Source organism: Nostoc sp. CALU 546, from assembly GCF_048836525.1.
Window position 1 is genome coordinate 1 of record NZ_JAWJTF010000078.1, and the last position, 19,000, is coordinate 19,000.

At 43.0% G+C, this 19,000-nt stretch carries 15 protein-coding genes; 9 read left to right on the forward strand and 6 right to left on the reverse strand.

All coding sequences use genetic code 11. The features are described from left to right. Positions 1-440: 440 nt before the first annotated feature. Both RRG12_RS29380 and RRG12_RS29385 read right to left on the reverse strand, forming a co-directional pair. Positions 441-1,913: a sensor histidine kinase gene (locus RRG12_RS29380; RefSeq protein ID WP_420761615.1), complete on the reverse strand. Its 1,473-nt coding sequence runs from the start codon at positions 1,911-1,913 to the stop codon at positions 441-443. 62 nt (positions 1,914-1,975) lie between these two features. Beyond that, positions 1,976-2,116, reverse strand: coding sequence for a hypothetical protein (locus RRG12_RS29385; RefSeq protein ID WP_176727200.1), 141 nt, complete (start codon positions 2,114-2,116; stop codon positions 1,976-1,978). Positions 2,117-2,512: 396 nt separating this feature from the next. On the opposite strand from RRG12_RS29385, the gene RRG12_RS29390 reads away from it, so the two are divergent. Together RRG12_RS29390 and dnaK are read left to right on the forward strand one after the other, a co-directional pair. Beyond that, positions 2,513-3,328, forward strand: a complete 816-nt coding sequence (locus RRG12_RS29390) for an SDR family oxidoreductase (RefSeq protein WP_420761616.1) — start codon at positions 2,513-2,515, stop codon at positions 3,326-3,328. Between the two features lie 445 nt (positions 3,329-3,773). Beyond that, on the forward strand, positions 3,774-5,678 hold the full coding sequence (gene dnaK / locus RRG12_RS29395; RefSeq protein WP_069074449.1) for a molecular chaperone DnaK: 1,905 nt from the start codon (positions 3,774-3,776) through the stop codon (positions 5,676-5,678). A gap of 205 nt (positions 5,679-5,883) precedes the next feature. Here the strand turns inward: dnaK and RRG12_RS29400 are convergent, their stop codons facing one another. Continuing rightward, entirely contained in the window at positions 5,884-6,072 is a 189-nt protein-coding gene (locus RRG12_RS29400; protein WP_420761617.1) for a hypothetical protein, read from the reverse strand. Positions 6,073-6,466: 394 nt separating this feature from the next. Here RRG12_RS29400 and RRG12_RS29405 point away from each other — a divergent pair, with 394 nt between their 5' ends. After that, positions 6,467-6,910: a hypothetical protein gene (locus RRG12_RS29405; RefSeq protein WP_420761618.1), complete on the forward strand. Its 444-nt coding sequence runs from the start codon at positions 6,467-6,469 to the stop codon at positions 6,908-6,910. Positions 6,911-7,323: 413 nt separating this feature from the next. Here RRG12_RS29405 and RRG12_RS29410 read toward each other — a convergent pair whose 3' ends face one another. Continuing rightward, positions 7,324-9,204 carry an ABC transporter ATP-binding protein gene (locus RRG12_RS29410; protein WP_069073792.1) on the reverse strand — a complete coding sequence of 627 codons (1,881 nt, stop codon included), beginning with the start codon at positions 9,202-9,204 and terminating at the stop codon, positions 7,324-7,326. Between the two features lie 500 nt (positions 9,205-9,704). On the opposite strand from RRG12_RS29410, the gene RRG12_RS29415 reads away from it, so the two are divergent. The 3 genes from RRG12_RS29415 to RRG12_RS29425 all read left to right on the forward strand — a co-directional run bounded on the left by RRG12_RS29415 (position 9,705) and on the right by RRG12_RS29425 (position 12,959). Further along, positions 9,705-10,727: a tetratricopeptide repeat protein gene (locus RRG12_RS29415; protein ID WP_420761619.1), complete on the forward strand. Its 1,023-nt coding sequence runs from the start codon at positions 9,705-9,707 to the stop codon at positions 10,725-10,727. A 133-nt stretch (positions 10,728-10,860) separates the two neighbouring features. After that, positions 10,861-11,802, forward strand: coding sequence for a GNAT family N-acetyltransferase (locus tag RRG12_RS29420; protein ID WP_420761620.1), 942 nt, complete (start codon positions 10,861-10,863; stop codon positions 11,800-11,802). A 137-nt stretch (positions 11,803-11,939) separates the two neighbouring features. After that, positions 11,940-12,959 (forward strand): zinc-dependent alcohol dehydrogenase family protein, encoded by a 1,020-nt coding sequence (locus RRG12_RS29425; protein ID WP_420761621.1) that lies wholly within the window; start codon positions 11,940-11,942, stop codon positions 12,957-12,959. A gap of 56 nt (positions 12,960-13,015) precedes the next feature. On the opposite strand, the gene RRG12_RS29430 is transcribed toward RRG12_RS29425, so the two are convergent. Further along, positions 13,016-14,287, reverse strand: a complete 1,272-nt coding sequence (locus RRG12_RS29430) for a type IV pilus twitching motility protein PilT (RefSeq protein WP_420761622.1) — start codon at positions 14,285-14,287, stop codon at positions 13,016-13,018. Positions 14,288-15,016: 729 nt separating this feature from the next. Between RRG12_RS29430 and RRG12_RS29435 the strand changes: the two genes are divergently transcribed. Together RRG12_RS29435 and wecB are read left to right on the forward strand one after the other, a co-directional pair. Further along, entirely contained in the window at positions 15,017-15,388 is a 372-nt protein-coding gene (locus RRG12_RS29435) for a hypothetical protein (RefSeq protein ID WP_181927651.1), read from the forward strand. A gap of 545 nt (positions 15,389-15,933) precedes the next feature. Beyond that, positions 15,934-17,064: a non-hydrolyzing UDP-N-acetylglucosamine 2-epimerase gene (gene wecB / locus RRG12_RS29440; RefSeq protein WP_420761623.1), complete on the forward strand. Its 1,131-nt coding sequence runs from the start codon at positions 15,934-15,936 to the stop codon at positions 17,062-17,064. A gap of 202 nt (positions 17,065-17,266) precedes the next feature. Here wecB and RRG12_RS29445 read toward each other — a convergent pair whose 3' ends face one another. Then, on the reverse strand, positions 17,267-17,857 hold the full coding sequence (locus RRG12_RS29445) for a peptidoglycan-binding protein (protein WP_420761624.1): 591 nt from the start codon (positions 17,855-17,857) through the stop codon (positions 17,267-17,269). Positions 17,858-18,231: 374 nt separating this feature from the next. On the opposite strand from RRG12_RS29445, the gene RRG12_RS29450 reads away from it, so the two are divergent. Continuing rightward, entirely contained in the window at positions 18,232-18,999 is a 768-nt protein-coding gene (locus RRG12_RS29450) for a circadian clock KaiB family protein (RefSeq protein ID WP_084227339.1), read from the forward strand. The last annotated feature ends 1 nt before the right edge of the window (position 19,000 follow it).

Sequence of the window (19,000 nt, forward strand, 5' to 3'; positions counted from 1 at the left end):
AGGGATTGTAAATCCCTGTCTCATAGCTAAAGTCATCTGAAAGATGACTAGATATCCCCAAAAATTATTCAGTCTACTTCAGTAGACTTTAGCTATGAGCCAGAGAATTCATTCTCTGGCGGGTTATGAAGCCCGCAGCAAAGCTATTTCCAGCTTAAGTTGACACCAATGAGCAATGTGCTTTACCCCTACCCCAATACGCTTGGGTTAAGGGCTAAGTGTACAAAATTGTGGGTTTTCTAGACGCTATAAATCTACAAGACGCGATAAATCGACGTCTCTACAAGTGTTTTGGTCTTATCTGAATTGTATTGAACAACTGGTTTTTACTTAGCACTGGCTCAACGCCCCGCTATCCATGTACAGCGCTCAACACTTAGCTATTATTTAAGTATTTTGATGCAGATATGATATACCTCCTAACTGTTGACTCCTGGTTTCTATTTATTGCTAACTTCTAAAGGCAAGAAAATCGTCAAAACTTCCCCATAGTGTGGACGCTGGCGTACAATCAATTTGCCACCGATCGCCTGGAATAAATGTTTGGTTGCGGCGATATTCAAACTAATCGTACCCGTTTCTGGTTGGAACATCAGCAGTTGACCAAGAGCTTTGCGAATTGGTGGTGTTGCAGGTGTGGCGGCTTTATTTGAATCTTTGCACCCAAATTGGGGCGATAATTGTAACTTCAGTTGATCTCCAGCCGGGATAACTTGTACTTGAATATGGCTACCAGAGGGTAAGCTGCGAGTGAAATTCTCTATTAAACCAGTGAGTACCTGATCTAGCATCATGGGATTGCTCACCACTGTTGGTAGTTGCTGGGGTAAAACAACATTTAAAGTTAAGTTCCGCCGATGTGCTGCTTGTTCCCAACGGGGAATACTTTGCTGCAACACTTGATCTAAAGACATCGGCGTGAGTTGAGTTTTTGAGGATTTTGCTGAGGTAGTAGTTTCCAGTTCTGCTGCCTTAAACAGCAACTCCATGCGGTCAATTTGCTCGGTACACTCGTGATCGATAACTTTTAAGCGATTGATCACGCTAGCATCTAAGTCTCGCCGTTTCAGCAGCAGACGAGTCATAGTGCGAATCGTGGTTAAAGGTGTGCGGACTTCGTGAGCAAAAGCTTGGAGCAATTCTACATCAGGATTTGGGGATTGGGTATGGGGGATTGGGCATTGGGCGTTGGGAATTGGGCATGGGTTATTCTCCTTGTCCCCAGTTCCTAGTAAAGAGTCTCTAGTCTCTTCTGCTTCTGTTACTTCTTGAAGCAACAACTGGCTAAACTCAATCATAATTCGGTAGTCTGGTGCTACCGGAGAATACTGTTCTACCAATGCATCCAGGCGGGCAAAGAACTCTGGATTAGCTAGCATTACCCTTGCCCCTAGCGATCGCCAAGCTTGCTGTACTACCTCTGGCTCAAAAGAAAATGAAAAGGTTTTTTTACCGTTTTTGTGGGTTGCTAAAACCAGCACTAATCTAAATTTATCTGTAAAAACTAAGCAAAATTGTTCCGTACCGAGTGGATCAGCAGGTAGTAAGGGAAGTACCGATTCATGAGGAGCAATTTCTTCATTTACAAATTCGTTGGCGTAGTCCAACCCAGGCATCGCACACGGCATCTGAAATGGCATCAGCGCCAAGGGGTTGAATGGTTTTGCGGTAAAAGTTACTGTTTCTAAGCTTTGAGTCAGTTTTGGCTGACTAAATAAGGGTGCGGGTGCAGCTAAAACTAATCCTTGGGTTGTGTCAACCGAGGCAGTTGCTAAAGTCTTTAATAGCAAATGTTCTGTCGCTGCTAGGCTGACACGCCACTGCCGCTCTGCTTTGGCAGGTGAACATTCAGCTATACTTGATTGATTTTCAGCCAAGATTTCGCTCAGGCTTGGCAATATCCATTTGTACACAGGCTTTCACCCCTTAATTCAAGAGCGACTAACAGCGTCTAGGGTAGACATTTCACTACTACTTAAGAGGTTATAGCCATTTGTGTACTGGTGACAGTGGTAGAACCGAACAATTCGGGCGCAATTTCCGCTATTTGGCGATGTCTACGACGGGCTACGCCTAGGCTGTTGACTTTGATGAGATTTACCCATTTTTTATTCATACAGTTTTGGTGTCATCATTGGTGAACCAAATTAAATAAGTAATGAGTAATGAGTAATGAGTAATGAGTAATGAGTAATGGGTATTTACTCATTTATGTTCAAAATGACTTTCCCTACCCTCAAATTGATCTCCTCACCGACCTAAAGGCGCTCTTAAGAAGGAGTAATGAGTAATAAGTAATGAGTAAATACCCATTTTTCATCCACTCATTACTCCTTACTCATTACTCATTACTTTAAAACCTTGCGTGAAGCACGGGGTTTCAGACCCAATTCTTTGGTGATGGGATATTTTTTATTGAAAGTCCCTGTTTCGGCGATGTACGTAGGGATAGCCGATCATAGACATTGCATTTTTTGAGTAGATTAACAATGAACTATCTTAAAAGCACTTTATGACTTCTTTTGATTCAGTTGAAGATTTGGTACTAGTTGCTGGTGCTACTGGTGGAGTAGGGCAACTGGTGGTAGGCAAGCTGTTGGAGAAAGGCGTGAAAGTTCGTGTCCTGACACGCAATGCCACCAAAGCTGAAGAGATGTTTAACCAAAGAGTGGAAATTGCCGTTGGTGACATCCGCCAGCCAGCTACACTGCCAGCCGCAATGCCAGATGTCACCCACATCATAAATTGTACTGGAACCACTGCCTTTCCCTCTGAGCGATGGGAATTTGAGCAATCCCCGAACTTGCTTGAATGGGGCATCACTTTCCTTAACCCCAAATCTAGTCAAGCAAAAGCAAAGAATAGTCCAGAAAAGGTCGATGCCCAAGGTGTAAGCAATCTAGTAGCAGCAGCACCCCGGAATTTGAAGCGATTCGTTTTCGTCTCTTCCTGTGGAATTCTCCGTAAAAATCAGTTTCCTTTTAGTATTCTTAATGCTTTTGGTGTATTGGATGCCAAACAAAAGGGCGAAGAGTCCATTATTAATTCAGGATTACCCTACACCATTATCCGCCCAGGACGCCTCATTGACGGCCCCTATACCTCATACGACCTCAACACCCTCCTCAAGGCAAAAACAGGCGGTAAATATGGTGTGGTCGTAGGTACTGGGGATACACTTTCGGGTGATACCAGCCGGATTGATGTAGCAAATGCTTGTGTGGAATGCCTTTCTTACCCAAGTAGTTCTAGGAAAATTTTTGAAATAGTCAACCAAGGACAAAGACCGCCTGTAATTGATTGGGAAACTCTTTTTTCTTTACTCTGAGTAACTGCTAAGTGCTGAGTGTCATATTTTATTCAATGCCCCATGCCCCATGCCCCATGCCTCATGCCCAATCCTCAGTGTTTCTGTAGTTTATCGCCTCAAAAGACGGCAAACACCACTCGGACGTTACGGTTCACCCTAATTGCTGAAAGTATTAATTCTCATACATTAGACAGAGTGAAGACAAATAAATCCATGAACCAACTAAAAACACAATTTAGTTAGTTTAACCGTCCTAAGCAAGGTTCGGGAAACCACCCTTCATGGACTGGCTACCACTAAGGTTCAGTATATATATCAGCATTAGTCTGGAGTTTTAACCCCAGGAAGGCCGAATCAAAGGTATTCATGCTGAACTGGCTGATTTCTTGACCCTGTTGGTTGAAAATTTAGTGCTTTATATTCTCATTCATTCATTTGTAGTTATACGGAGCCAGCACCTAAAATGGCAAAAGTAGTTGGAATTGACTTAGGAACAACGAACTCCTGCGTGGCAGTGATGGAAGGTGGTAAACCCACAGTAATTGCTAATGCTGAAGGTTTTCGGACAACACCCTCAGTAGTAGCATTTGCTAAAAATGGCGATAACTTGGTTGGTCAAATCGCCAAACGCCAAGCGGTGATGAACACAGAAAATACGTTTTACTCAGTCAAACGCTTCATCGGACGCCGCTACGACGAAGTGAGTAACGAAGCTACGGAAGTTTCTTACAAAGTCCTCAGCAATAACGGCAATGTCAAATTAGATTGTCCAATCGCTGGTAAAGCATTTGCTCCTGAAGAAATTTCTGCAAAAGTTCTTCGCAAACTAGTTGAAGATGCCAGCAAATACTTGGGCGAAACCGTAACCCAAGCTGTAATCACCGTTCCGGCATACTTTAACGACTCCCAACGGCAAGCGACAAAAGACGCTGGTAAAATTGCCGGGATTGAAGTTCTACGGATTATCAACGAGCCTACAGCCGCATCTCTGGCTTATGGGTTTGACAAGAAAAGTAACGAAACCATTCTCGTGTTTGACTTGGGTGGTGGTACCTTCGACGTATCCGTACTGGAAGTTGGAGATGGAGTTTTTGAAGTACTAGCCACATCTGGTGATACCCACCTTGGCGGTGATGACTTCGATAAAAAAATAGTTGACTTCTTAGCTGATAAGTTCAAGAAAGCCGAAGGTATTGACCTGCGGAAAGACAAACAGGCTTTACAACGTCTGACTGAAGCCGCAGAAAAAGCCAAAATTGAGCTTTCTAGCGTCACCCAAGCAGAAATTAACCTGCCATTTATCACCGCAACCCAGGATGGTCCCAAGCACCTGGATACAACCCTGACTCGCGCTCAGTTTGAAGAACTTTGCTCTGACTTAATCGACCGTTGTCGTGTTCCTGTGGAAAACGCCCTTCGGGATGCCAAGTTAAACAAAGGCGATATTGATGAAGTGGTATTAGTTGGTGGTTCTACCCGCATTCCTGCTGTACAGCAGATTGTGAAGCAGGTATTGGGCAAAGACCCCAACCAAAGCGTGAACCCTGATGAAGTCGTAGCAGTTGGTGCAGCTATTCAAGCTGGGGTACTGGCTGGTGATGTAACTGGCATCTTGCTGTTAGACGTGACACCGCTATCTTTGGGTGTGGAAACATTGGGCGGCGTGATGACCAAAATTATCCCTCGCAACACTACAATTCCCACCAAAAAATCCGAAGTTTTCTCCACCGCTGTGGATGGACAAACCAACGTAGAAATTCACGTTCTGCAAGGTGAACGCGAATTCTCTAACGATAATAAGAGCTTGGGAACCTTCCGCCTTGATGGTATTCCTCCTGCACCACGTGGCGTCCCTCAAATTGAAGTGGTCTTCGATATTGACGCTAATGGTATCCTTAACGTCACTGCTAAGGACAAAGGCACTGGTAAAGAACAGTCCATCAGCATAACTGGCGCTTCCACCCTGGATAAAAATGACGTTGACCGGATGGTGAGAGAAGCTGAACAGAACGCTTCATCTGACAAAGAACGGCGTGAAAAGATTGAACGCAAGAACCAAGCCGATTCTTTGGCATACCAAGCTGAAAAGCAGTTACAAGAATTGGGCGATAAAGTTCCCGATGCTGACAAGACTAAAGTTGAAGGTTTAGTGAAAGAACTGCGGGAAGCAGTTGCGAAAGAAGACGATGAGCAAATCAAGAAGCTCACCCCAGAATTGCAACAAGCGCTATTCGCTGTTGGTAGCAACATCTATCAACAAGCTGGTGGCGGTGCTGCACCTGGTGCTGAACCTCAAGATAGCGGTTCTACATCTAGCTCTGGTAGCGGCGATGATGTGATTGACGCTGATTTTACAGAAAGCAAATAATTCCCCTACTCCTGTTGGGAAGATTATCTTGTCCCACCTCATATTACCCACTCAGACAAATCTCTGAGTGGGGATTTTTTTAAGGAGTTAAAAGTTAAAAGTTAGGAGTTTGAAGTTAGGAGTTAGGAGTAGAGACAATACTGCATTTTGAACTCGGAATTGGGTTTTGGGAAAAGGTTAAAGGGTAAAAGTTTTTTCTTTCCCCTTACCCCTTACCCTTTTCCCCAAAACCCGACAAGTATTGGGAGTAGAGACAATACGGTTCGGTTAAGGCAAGAGACGCGATAAATCGTGTCTCTACAGATTTAATTTTTGTTAAGCATCCCCGTTCTAATAATTGCTCGGCTAGTGCGTAGGCGTAGCCCGCCGCAGGCATCGCCTCTTCAACCGTCATTTGTATATGTATTAGTACTAGTTAGACTACGATATTCTCACTAAAAGCTTTATTTTTTCTTAATTTTTACGTAAATTTACTAAAAAGATCCGACTTTTTTCCGACCTTTTCTAACCGGCAATCTTTATACCAGGCAGTAGAGTCTTTAGATAAGTAGTATTCATAATTCCCAAGTTTTTACTGGGAATTTAGGAGAAGCGAAACAAAGTAAGCAAGAGGAATGAACAAACAATTAGGAATTGGTTTAACTTTCGCTGCATTAAGTTTGGGAATGGTTATAACTTATCAACTGTTTGCAAACACGAAAATGCTTGAGTCAAAATGAACCCGTTCCATTGTTCCATAATGATAATTTCTGTTGCTGTTATACACGTTAATTTGAGAATCCAATATTATGTTACAAATCATCCGACGAGAAATTGTGAATGCTGCATTATTCTTGACAGTTCCAATCGGTGCAATCCTTATTGGTGTTGATATCAAACCTGCATTTGCGGATTGTAATCCCTTTGGCTGTTCACCATCTAGTGTTGCTGAATGTAATCCCTTTGGCTGTCCTAATGCACCACTAGGACAAGCCTGTACGCCCTTTGGCTGTCCACAATCACCACCACTACAAGCACAACGGCGGGATGATGATCGAAGACCTAGAGATATACGTAGATGTGTAAGAATTTTGAGAAGAGAAGAACTTGTTGGTAGACGAGAGGTTGATAATGTTTGTGAATCCTTAATAAGAAATGAAACAGTCTCTGAATGTTCTCGACAATTAAGGAGTGTGTCAAGACGAGAATTGAGGAGAGGCGAAGCTAGGGATATTTGTGAAAGAATATTGTAGTATAATCGCCGAGCCTATAGTGTGCTTTAACAGAATATAACGCACCTTTTTTATATCATCCAACTATCATCAAACAAAGCAACTCAAACAGTTTTACGCGCTTTGATTGGTGCGTTAGGTTATTTGCAGGTTGGGTGGATTAAAGCGAAACCCAACACTATATTCTCTCTACACGATAATTTCATGCAATGCCTACGAGAGTAAACTAGGCACTCTTACACAATGATTTTTTGCGATGCCTATGGCGGGCGTAGCCATCGCATTTTCTATCACGCGCTAATTTATATTAGCGACTTTCAACAAATAAATTATCCAATCTTCTGGGGTAGACATCTTGTCCGCCCCACAAGAATTTGTTGAGTATTTTTTATTTGGAAGTTCCTTAGTGCTATTCATTTTTTTCTGAAAATATCTTAAGTTCCCAACATCTGCAAGTTATGCAAAGTGGCATAAAGCCCTCCTTCTCGCAATAATTGATCATGGCTTCCCTGTTCGATTAATTCGCCACGCTTGAGAACAAAAATCCGGTCTACATTGCGAATTGTAGACAAGCGGTGAGCGATAATAATGGCGGTGCGTCTGAGCAAAAGCTGGTTTAATGCCTCTTGAACTAAAGCTTCTGTGCCAACATCCAAGCTAGCGGTAGCTTCATCTAGTACCAAAATTTGGGGACTGCGAATGGCAGCCCGCGCGAAGGCTAAAAGTTGCTTTTGACCACTAGAAATATTTGTCCCCCGTTCTCGAAGTTGAGTATCATAGCCTTCGGGTAGTTCTTCTATAAACTGGGCAATGTTGGTTTCTTCTGCTGCTTGTTGAATCTGTTCAATGGTATAGCCATCTCCTAAAGAAATGTTGCTTTTAACATCGCCAGCAAACAAAAATCCTTCTTGTAAAATTACTGCCATGTAGCGCCGCAGTTCTGCCTGTGGCACTTCCCGAATATCCACGCCATCTATGAGAATGCGTCCTTGGGTGGGTTCGTAGAGGCGGCACAACAGCCGGATAATCGAAGTTTTACCCGCACCTGTAGGGCCTACTAATGCCACTCTTTCACCAGGATTAATGGTGAAATCTAAGTCTTTAATTACGTAATCATCATTTTTGTAAGCAAACCAGACGTGATCGAAGCGAATTTCTCCCAGTTCTGGCGGGGAAGTAAGGTCTGGGGATTCTAGATTTGCCAGGATCTCGTCTATGTAGCCAAATTTCGCATCAAATATTGAGAAGCGGACATTGGCGCGATCGCGGATTTCTATCGGTTCATCTAATATATCGCCTACCCGTTCAATGGCAGTGAAACCAGCTTGAATTACTGTAAATTTTTCCGCAAAATCCCTTAAAGGGTCAAATAATCGCTGGGCATACAAGATAAATGCAGATAAAGTTCCAAAAGTCAAGCTTTTTCCTAAAAGTAACCAACCACCCATGCACAAAACACCTGCGATCGCAATCAGTCCAATCCACTCTAAGGTTGCTGAAATAAATGAATCATAAAAGATGGTTTGATCCATTTGCTGAGTGTAGCGGCTGTTTGTGGTACGAAACAATTCGGCATTAAATTTTTCCCTGCGGAACAGCTGCACTACGTTAATGCCAACCACATTTTCTTGTAACTGTGAGTTCAATATGGAAAGTTCTTCCCGCCCTTTGTAATTGGCTTTGCGGTACTGTTGCTGGATGTAAACAATGACCCAGGTAACTGGTAATAACATCACTAGCAGCAAGCAGGTAAGTTGCCATTGGATGGAAAACATTAAACCCAAAATCACCAGCATGGAAAACAAATTGGATACAATGCCAATTGCCCCAGTCGAAAAGACATCGCCTAACACTTCCACATCGCTGGTGATTCTGGTGATTAATTTACCTACGGGCGTGCGGTCAAAAAAGCGCACTGCTAGAGATGTGACGTGCTGGAATAAGTCTTGGCGAATTGCTGCGGTGATTTGTTGTCCTAGCTTCTGTACTATGTAACCTTGGTAGCCCGTCAAAATCAATCGGATTGCGATCGCAATTACCAATAATCCCTCCAGGATATTTAGCCCTTGAGATAAGGGGCGATTCCTGAGAAATTCGTAAGTGCTAGGTTCATTGCGAATCAGAGAGATTACTTGGCCAATCAACAGCGGTTGTATGGCATTAGCTAGTGCGATCGGTACGAGTAAGCACATTGATAGCGTCAACAGTCGTCCGCTACGACGGGCATAGGGCACTAAACGCAAAAACAACCGCCAGTCATTCTCACGCCGTCGGTCTTGGGTATAAGATTTTTTGAGAGATTGGTAGATGCTCATAGTAAGAGCATTATATTTAATGTTTGGAAAAAAACACCCTTGTTTAAAGTAGTGTTTGTCTTGCTACCCCGATACCATGCCTGAGATAGAAGCCGCAAGATTGCTACTAAGACCCTTTAGTTGAAGAAGAATTCAGAATTCTGAATTCAGGAGTCAGAGTCAAGACGCTCTCTATGAGACGCTACGCGAAGGCGGACTCGCTTGCCGTAGGCGCTATCGCCAAGGGGGACTCGCTACAGCTACGCTATCCGCCACTAGTACAAAATTCATTCTGAATTCTGACTCCTGAATTCTGACTCCTGTTTCGATGATTCTCTTTACTAGATTATTTGTATTAATTGCTTCATATATACTTTTGTAAGTATGGAATAATACCATACTTCTCTATTTACGTCTTATATCTAAAGATAGAAGATAAAGGTTAAAATTTGGGAAACCTAAGAGAGGTTCATTCCTAAAAGATGTCCTGCCTATTTATCGCAGAGTGCAACTGAGGTCAGATGACGCAACCTTTAAATCAAGTCAAAGAGTGGGAACAACGTCGTGATGAAGCAAACCGCTACTATCAGCGGGGGAAATTTCAAGAGTATCTCGACCTGGCTACCAAGAATTTACACTTGGCTAGAGCAATTCCAGACCGAGCCAGAGAAGGTTATACATTAAACGACCTTGGTTTAGCCCACCTCACTTGCTGGCAACCTCAAAGAGCATTAGAGCGTTTTTATCAGGCGCTTTCGGTTGCTAATGAAATTGGCAACGCGCCAGCACAAGCAACTGCACTTAGCAATTTGGGTTCTACCTACAGCCGTCTTGGACGCTTTTCGCAAGCGTTGGAATATTTTGACAAATCACTACCAATCTTTCGGCGATTGCAAGATACTCAAGGAGAAATTTCTACTCTCAATGATGTGGCGCTAATTTATACGCGGTTGGGAGAACCGAAACGGGCGCTGTTGCTACAACATCAAATTTTGAGGATGCGGCGATTGTTAGGTGACTTTTCTGGTGAGGCAACAACCCTAAATGGCATTGGGTTTGCTTACAATATTTTAGGCAAGTTTGAGCAAGCGTTAGAATTTTTTGAAGCAGCACTTCCAATTCAACGAGCTGTCAAGAATTTGCTTGGAGAAGCAACCACCTTAAACAACATTGCTTCTGTCTATCATGATTTAGGAAAACCCAAACAAGCGCTGTTGCTTTACTATCAAGTTCTTTTGACACGTCAGGCAATTAGCGATCGCGCAGGTGTTGCAACAACCCTCCACAACATTGGTTTTACCTACAGTTCCCTGGCACAGCACCGGCAAGCCATGAAGTTCTACAAACAAGCCATGACAATTTATCAACAGCTGGGCGATTCTCTTGGAGAAATTTCAACCTTACTGAATATGGGAACCCTTTACGCCACAACCAAACGCAAAAAGTTGGCGCGATCGTGCTACCAAAATGCCCAGGAGTTAGCAGAGCAAATTGAACATCAGCCACTCCTGGAAAAAGTACAGCAGTTCATAGATTCTCTGTAGCTTTACAAGGGCGGTTAAAAACTGCCCTTTTAATTTCAAGTTAACCTGCGTGTCCCCGCGTCCTAAAAAGTTTGCAACTTGGCATAACTCTAGGTAATAGGATAGAACCTAGCGCTCTCAACATAACAAAGAGATGAACGTTTCTATCCGATTACTCCAAGAGAATGAGTTAGCTGCTGCTGACCATATTTTTCGGCTGGCCTTTGGCACTTTGTTAGGACTACCTGAACCAACCGAGTTTTATGGGGATGCTGCTTACATCCACCATCGCTGGAAAACTGATCCGAATAGGGCATTTGCTGCTGAGGTAGACGGAAAATTAATCGGGTCTAACTTGGTGGTGAATTGGGGGAGCTTTGGCTATTTTGGGCCGTTAAGCGTTCATCCTGACTTTTGGAACCAAGGAGTAGGTCAACGTCTCGTTGAAGCTGCCACAACTTGCTTTGACCAGTGGAATACTCCAATGACAGGACTGTTTACTTTTGCTCAAAGTCCTAAGCATCACGTACTATATCAAAAATTTGGCTTTCGTCTGCGTTTTCTCACTGCGATTTTGGCAAAGCAAGTACAACAATTACAGCCAATACCTCAAGGAACTAGATACTCACAGATGAGTGAGGATGAACGTATCCAAAGTCTGAAAGCAATTGATCAACTCACTAATTCTATTTATGAAGGACTAGATTTATCACGGGAAATTCTCACAGTTCAAGCTCAAGGACTGGGTGATACGGTGTTGTTATGGGATGATACAAGCTTGGCAGGATTTGCAGTTTGTCACTATGGGGCGGGTACTGAGGCAGGTAGTAATACTTGCTTTGTCCGATTTGGGGCAGTATATTCTGGCAACAATGCAGGGCAACGTTTCGAGCAGTTATTAGATTTGTGTGAAGCATTGACTGCGGCTCAAAAAATGTCACGTTTAATCGCTGGGGTCAATACGAGTCGAGACGAAGCTTACCGCAGAATGCTTGCTCGTGGTTTTCGCAGTGAAATCATCGGAGTTGCAATGCATAGACCGAATGAACCGGGATTCAATCGCCCAGATGTTTTTGCCTTGGATGATTGGCGATAGCCTAGAAGGCAGGAGGCAGGGGGCAGGGGGCAGGAGGCAGAAGGCAGGAGTAGAAGCACAATTCCTCGCGCTAGCCAATGCGAATACAGATATGCTAGGGGACTCCTTGCTGTTTAAGCTATTGACAAATAAATTCTATGAAAGCTTACGAAATTCAAAGCAACGCCGGGATTGATGCTCTTGCATTAGTCGATCGCACTGAACCAAAACTCGCAGCTGGACAAGTTCTCATTCAAGTCAAAGCAATATCCTTAAATTACCGCGATTTACTTGTGATTGAAGGAGCTTACGGTGCTGGACAGAAATATCCGTTAATTCCTGTATCTGACGGTGCAGGAGAAGTTGTGGCGGTGGGGGAAGGTGTGACACGGGTCAAAATAGGCGATCGCGTAGCGGGTACTTTCTTCCAAGACTGGATTTATGGCTCTTTAACCAAAGAGAAAATGAAATCTGATCTCGGAGGCGGTATCGATGGAATGCTAGCTGAGTATGTCGTATTACACCAAGATGGGTTGGTAATATTACCAGACTATTTATCCTACATTGAAGGTGCAACTTTGCCCTGTGCAGCAGTCACAGCTTGGCATGGAATGGTGACAAAAGGCAATACTCGTGCGGGTGATAGTATTTTGTTACTCGGTACTGGAGGAGTTTCAATTTTTGCTCTCCAGTTTGCCAAGATACATGGTGCTAGAACAATTATTACTTCCAGCAGTGATGAAAAATTGGCGCGAGCCAAACAGCTTGGTGCTGATGAGACAATCAACTATAAAACAACACCAGATTGGGAAAAGCAAGTTTACCAATTGACTAATCGCACAGGTGTAGATCATGTAGTTGAGGTAGGCGGTGCAGGTACTCTGCCAAAATCGCTACAAGCAGTCCGCATCGGAGGACGTATTAGCTTGATTGGCGTATTGTCAGGGAGAGGAAGTGAGATTGACCCCATGCCAATACTTTTTAAGAGTTTAACCGTTCAGGGAATTTATGTTGGCAGCCGGGAAATGTTTGAGGCGATGAATCAGGTGATGCAACAGCATCAAATCAAACCGATTATCGATCGAGTTTTCCCCTTCGCTGAAGCACGAGAGGCTTATCATTACCTCAAAAGTGCGGCTCACTTCGGTAAAGTCGTGATCAGCCTAATTCATAACTAACTCGTTCCCAGCTTATGACTGAGAACGAGACAATCCCTAATCTCCAATGCCCAATCTTAAACCCGACCTCGGAGAAACTGCGCCATTTCGTTAGGAGTTGGCGACATTTCTAAAGCAGTTTCTTCAGTAATGCGACCATCTTGATAGAGATTGAGCAACGACTGATTCATCGTAATCATGCCGTCAAAACTAGCTTGTTTCATCAACTCGCCAATTTCGTCATATTTACCATCTTTGATCCATTCTTTAATCGCCTCAGTATTGATCAGCACATCGTGGAAAGCAGCCCGCTTACCGTCAGTTGTGCGACACAAGCCTTGAGCAATTACTGCCACTAAAGACTCAGAAACTGCCACCCGCATTGCATCCTGTTCGTCACCAGAGTAGAGATTGAGAATCCGCTCAATGGTTTTAACAGCGCTATTAGTGTGCAGGGTTCCCATGACTAAGTGACCAGTCTGAGCGGCTTTTAGGGCGGTGTTAACTGTTTCTTTATCCCGCATTTCCCCCACCAGAATCAAATCTGGGTCTTCCCGCAAAGCTGCTTTCAAAGCGTTGTCAAATTTGCGGGTATGCATTCCCACTTCTCGCTGTTTGACTAAAGACTTGCGGCTTTGATGGACAAATTCTATCGGGTCTTCAATGGTGATAATATGCTTGGCCATCTCCTTATTGATGTAGTCAACCATCGCTGCCATTGTGGTGGATTTACCAGAACCAGTGGGCCCAGTCACCAAAATTAAACCTTTGTGGTGATGACAAATATCCCGAAAAACTGGCGGTAAATTCAACTGTTCCATTGTTAAAATTTTCAGTGGAATCAACCGCAACACCATTGCAGCCCCTTTGAGGGAGCCAAAAACATTAATCCGCACACGAGCAAAGTCGTATTGAGTTGCTCCGTCAAATTCTAAATGTTCTTCAAAGCGCTGAATTTCCCCCTCACTCATCACCTCCCGCAACCAATTCATAAAAGCTTCTTTATCTGTTTCGGGATAATCCGTTGATTGAATTTCTCCTCGGCTGCGGAAGCGGGGTACTTCACCTACACCCAAGTGCAAGTCAGAATATCCCTGATCGTAAGCTTCTCTGATTAACTTCGCTAAAGTGAGTTGTGGAACGGTGTTTTGAGGACGGGCTGAAGTCGGTATTGGCGGTGGACTACCCGGACGATGACCTGCAACGGGAGGAATGGTTGACATATCCAATGTTTGTGTCATCTGCCGCTGTGTACTAAAGGTTGGCGTTGGGGGTGGTGGCGGCGGCATTGGTGGCACATTACGTCCGGCAGCAGAGTTAGAATTTAATGGAGACTGTGATTCTGTCATATATCTTCACATTTGGCAGTTAAAAAGTTGAATTAATGAAAAGTCAAGTCACTTGCTTCGATGACTTTTGGAGAATGCCTGTCTGTCAGCACTAGCTGCGATGGGAGGCGATTGAAAGTCTAGAACGACGATTAATGCATTTCATCCCCCTCAACTGGTATCTTTTTTTCCTGAGATTTCACTATTCAAAAAATTTAGATAAATTATTTAACCTATCTAACCTGGTTTAACACACGTAAGGACTCAAAACACCCTGACAAATATACATAGATATTTAAGTGTTTATTAATGCATCTAAATGCAGGGTAAATATTCTAAGTCCTTAGATGAGAAATTTATCCCAGGTATGGACAGGAATTACCAGCAATTAACAGCACAAATACTAGCAGACCATTTATTCAGCCCATCTATGAATTATGAGAACTATTACTAATTTTTATAAGAAATGTTAAGTTGAATAGGAGTAATGTCCTGGGGATCAAGGTTAAAAGCTCATACCTTTTAGGTTATATGCCTGAAGATAGATGCAGAAAAGAAGTTTTTTTAATAGATAGAAACTTGACTTCATATCCATAATTACAAAAAATTAACTGTAAACTTTAGTAAACGAATGCTCATTTTTCCGATTAGTTTTTATATACTGAATTTCACTGAAACAATTCAGTTTACTCGCGAAAAGTGAGATAAGACTGAAATTAAAATATGCCCTGTATTTTAGGAGGAAAAGTCATGGTTTCTGCTCAAAGCTCTAATCTAGGAAAGACCTACTCCTTGTTGATGATTAAAAGCTTTTTAATATGGACTTTTACATTAGCAGTATGCTTGTTGGTTGTGGGTTTTCCACTAGTTGTCTTGATGGCTACGGTCGGATGTCTGTTGTCGATTATCTTGCAATCTGTGATGCCTGTTAGTGCGGTTTTGCTTGTAGCAGGCGCTCTAATAATGTTTAATGTCATGGCAGTTGTATTGGCTGCGGGTGTGCTAACTGTTAAGGGAGTTCATCCTAGTGAAGTTAAATGGTTAAGCTGGCTGCATGGAGAGGCAGACCAAATGCAGACTACTGTTTACGCTGCTTGCCCTCTAACATGTGAGATTAAGTAGTCATTACAGTTGAATTCGATAAACAGTGCGTCTGCCCGGTTAAGCCGGGTTTTTTCATGCTATTTAGACATAATATTGAATTTGTGAGATTAAGTAGTCATTACAGTTGAATTCGACAAACAGTGCGTCTGCCCGGTTAAGCCGGGTTTTTTTATCGAAAAAGAATTCAGGAGTCAGGAGCCAGAATGGGCTAAACCTTAGCTATCCGCTAACAGAATGAATTTTGAACGAAAGAGTGAATGAATCCAGGGGTTTAAGACCCCCACTAAATCTGCATAGTGGTCTTCAAGACGCAACGCTCGTTCCTCTCTACCGCTACGCTATCTATCGCGGACTCGCTTGCCGCCGGCGCTATCAGTGGCGGGTCTAAATCCCCCACTGATTCATTCTGACTCCTGAATTCTGAATTCTGAATTCTTCTTCAAATTTTGTGTGATTCATCCATTTATATTTATGGTTTATGTGATGATTGACCGCCAACTATTGACTATTGATCACAGACCATTGACTATAACCATTGGCAAATTACAGATGATTAATGACTAATGACTAATCAAAAACGCGTTTGCATTATCTTAGGTACTCGCCCGGAAGCCATTAAACTAGCTCCAGTCATTCAAGTTTTCCAGAAATCTTCAGGTTTTGAGTTGCAAGTAATTCTAACTGGACAGCATCGAGAGATGGTTGAGCAAGTTATGCAACTGTTTAATATCAAGTCAGATTATAACTTGGAAATTATGCAGGTTCAGCAATCTTTAAATGATATTACCTGCCGCAGTTTACAAGGGTTAGAAGCGTTATTCAAGGTGGAAAAGCCAGATTTAGTAATCGTGCAGGGAGACACTACCACGGCTTTTGCCGCAGCTTTGGCAGCTTTTTATCAAAAAATTCCTGTTGGTCATGTAGAAGCAGGACTAAGAACTGATGATATATTCAATCCTTACCCAGAAGAAGCTAATCGGCGGTTGATTTCTCAAATTACTCAGTTGCATTTTGCGCCGACTCCTTGGGCTGTAGAAAATTTGCATCGTTCTGGTGTTTTGGGTGAAATTCACATGACAGGTAACACAGTAATTGATGCGTTGTTAAATGTAGCTGCAACCCAAGTAGTTTGTAATGTCCCAGGCTTAGACTGGGAATCATATCGGGTTCTGTTAGCAACAGTTCATCGTCGGGAGAATTGGGGAGAACCTTTACAAGCGATCGCTCAGAGCTTTTTACAAATTTTAGACAAGTTTCCTGATACAGCTTTGCTGCTACCATTGCACCGCAATCCGACAGTGCGAGTACCGTTGCAGGAACTTTTAGGGAATCATCCCCGAATTTTCTTGACAGAACCTCTAGATTATGGCGAATTGGTAGGAGCAATTGAGCGATCGCATCTTCTGCTCACTGACTCTGGTGGCTTGCAAGAAGAAGCCCCCAGTTTGGGAAAACCAGTACTGGTTTTAAGAGATACCACTGAAAGACCAGAGGCGGTTGCAGCTGGTACAGCCAAACTTGTAGGTACTAAAAGTGAGGACATTTTTGCAGCGACAGCGGAGTTACTCAGCAATTCAGATGCTTATGAAGCAATGGCAAATGCAATCAATCCTTTTGGGGATGGTCATGCAGCAGAGCGAATTTTGCAGATTGTGCAAAATTACTTGGGTATTTCATCAGAAACATCAACTTAGAAACTTAGAGTGAACAAAATGCAAAATTTCTGTTTTTCAGGGTGTATAAAATCGGCTTTTATCCCGGTTTTTAATTTTTACCAAGAAAGGCAGTTGTTGCAGAGGGCAGTTCGAGCATAAAATCACCCTCTGCTTCCCCTATAGCGCTAAACTAAGTGCTTAGAACAAGAGACTTTAAGACCAATCGCAGGGCGGCTTCTGGCTAAACACCCAAAGCGGATCGAGTTTCGGGGCCCACAACACCATCTACAAGTAGACCTTTACTTTGCTGAAAGCTGCGGACTCGGCTAACAGTTTGTTGACCGTAAATTCCATCAACTCTAAGATTACCTAAAGCTGTTTGAACGTCTCTAACAAGCTGACCTCTAGAACCAGGGGTAAGAATCACCGAACCGCCAACGCCACCAGGTCTAGTTACAGGAGGATTGCTAGGTCTATCACCAACCCATCGGGAAAAAACGTATCTACCCGTAGAAAGCCTAGCAAAACCGTTTTCATACCTTTCAATAGCTGGAAGTGTAGTGCCATTTGGTACACAATCTACATAGGAATAGTTGGTACTTGGGCCTGTACGGATACGTAAACAACTACCGTTAGTTTTTACATAAGCAGCCGAACTCATTTGAATTTGAGCAACAGCAGCAAGTAATACACCAACACCAGCTAAAGCTAACCAAGCCGAAGATTTAAGTAGTTTTTTCCAATTTAATTGAGGTTTAGGGAGATGAAATTTAGTGTTACCAGATGCCTCTTCTTGAGCAATAAACATCTGAGAATAAGCAAGATATTCCATAATGCGCTCCTTTATATGCAAAGATGAGTATTTGCAGAGAATCACTTAACCGTTCTCTGTATTTATTCTTAGTATATTTTATATCACCACCTTTCAAAAGGTTTTTACTGGTAGCGAAATTAAGAAAAAATAAAATTAGTCAAAAGATTTCTGAGAAAATGCGATGTCTACGACAGACTACACCAACGTACTGATGGGGTTTAACGTATCGCGGAAGTCCCCACCTTCAATGTACCCATCTCTGTGGGGATTGTGAGCGGGAGATATTGCGAATTGTTTTAACGGGTTTCCAATTTTCTAGCTGATCCTGGTTGCAGTTATAGCTAAGGTAAAGGTAAAAGAGAGAATTTTTTACTTTTAGCTCCTTAGCCTCTGTGAATAACTTGACGACAAATAAACTATCTACACCCCGGTTGTTTAAAGGCATTGCGCTATTTACACCTGGAGGAGATTTAATTTACTGCATCGACCCTAGCAAACAAGGTCGATGGCATTTGCATTTGTGTTCGGCTTTGCAGGAAATCCTAGATTTACCAGAACCTCCGCACTTTTTAGTGCCTTGTTATACTGCGACTATTGACAATTGGTTAGATCCGCGTACTCAACAAGTGCGAACTTTTGCTGAAGCTTATCCGGCTGTAATTAGACATCAAACTTTGCTGAATGCCATTTTTGGCACTGGAGAGTTAGTCTGGCAACCAGCTCCTTGGCAGGATGGATTGTGCGATCGCATGGTGTTAACAACTTATCGTTCCTCATTTTCGCAGCTTTGGGAGGATCACGATTTAATTGTCCGTCTAGACCTTTCTGAACCTGTGCCAAAATACCACCAGCCAGTTATAGTACAAAAAAAAGAAGCAATTACACAAGGTTATGTTCTCCGCTTGTTTGTTGCTGGACACAGCAGCACTACTGAACGCATTCTGCAAAATTTACACGAATTGTTAGAGCGATCGCTCGGACATCCTTATACTCTGAAGGTAATTGATGTTTTAAGTCATCCAGAACAAGCAGAACTCAATCAGGTTTCTGCAACTCCTACCCTTGTCAAGGTTTGGCCTCACCCAATTCGCCGAATCGTTGGAGAGTTGGATCATGTAGAAAAGATTTTACAGATGTTAGCTGCTAAGGAAAATTTTTAAA

What these genes read in the sequence shown, in the direction of transcription:
- RRG12_RS29385 (WP_176727200.1), bottom strand. Translation starts at nt 2,116, where the DNA reads ATGAATAAAAAATGGGTAAATCTCATCAAAGTCAACAGCCTAGGCGTA.
- RRG12_RS29390 (WP_420761616.1), top strand. Translation starts at nt 2,513, where the DNA reads ATGACTTCTTTTGATTCAGTTGAAGATTTGGTACTAGTTGCTGGTGCT.
- dnaK (WP_069074449.1), top strand. Translation starts at nt 3,774, where the DNA reads ATGGCAAAAGTAGTTGGAATTGACTTAGGAACAACGAACTCCTGCGTG.
- RRG12_RS29400 (WP_420761617.1), bottom strand. Translation starts at nt 6,072, where the DNA reads ATGACGGTTGAAGAGGCGATGCCTGCGGCGGGCTACGCCTACGCACTA.
- RRG12_RS29405 (WP_420761618.1), top strand. Translation starts at nt 6,467, where the DNA reads ATGTTACAAATCATCCGACGAGAAATTGTGAATGCTGCATTATTCTTG.
- RRG12_RS29410 (WP_069073792.1), bottom strand. Translation starts at nt 9,204, where the DNA reads ATGAGCATCTACCAATCTCTCAAAAAATCTTATACCCAAGACCGACGG.
- RRG12_RS29415 (WP_420761619.1), top strand. Translation starts at nt 9,705, where the DNA reads ATGACGCAACCTTTAAATCAAGTCAAAGAGTGGGAACAACGTCGTGAT.
- RRG12_RS29420 (WP_420761620.1), top strand. Translation starts at nt 10,861, where the DNA reads ATGAACGTTTCTATCCGATTACTCCAAGAGAATGAGTTAGCTGCTGCT.
- RRG12_RS29425 (WP_420761621.1), top strand. Translation starts at nt 11,940, where the DNA reads ATGAAAGCTTACGAAATTCAAAGCAACGCCGGGATTGATGCTCTTGCA.
- RRG12_RS29430 (WP_420761622.1), bottom strand. Translation starts at nt 14,287, where the DNA reads ATGACAGAATCACAGTCTCCATTAAATTCTAACTCTGCTGCCGGACGT.
- RRG12_RS29435 (WP_181927651.1), top strand. Translation starts at nt 15,017, where the DNA reads ATGGTTTCTGCTCAAAGCTCTAATCTAGGAAAGACCTACTCCTTGTTG.
- wecB (WP_420761623.1), top strand. Translation starts at nt 15,934, where the DNA reads ATGACTAATCAAAAACGCGTTTGCATTATCTTAGGTACTCGCCCGGAA.
- RRG12_RS29445 (WP_420761624.1), bottom strand. Translation starts at nt 17,857, where the DNA reads ATGGAATATCTTGCTTATTCTCAGATGTTTATTGCTCAAGAAGAGGCA.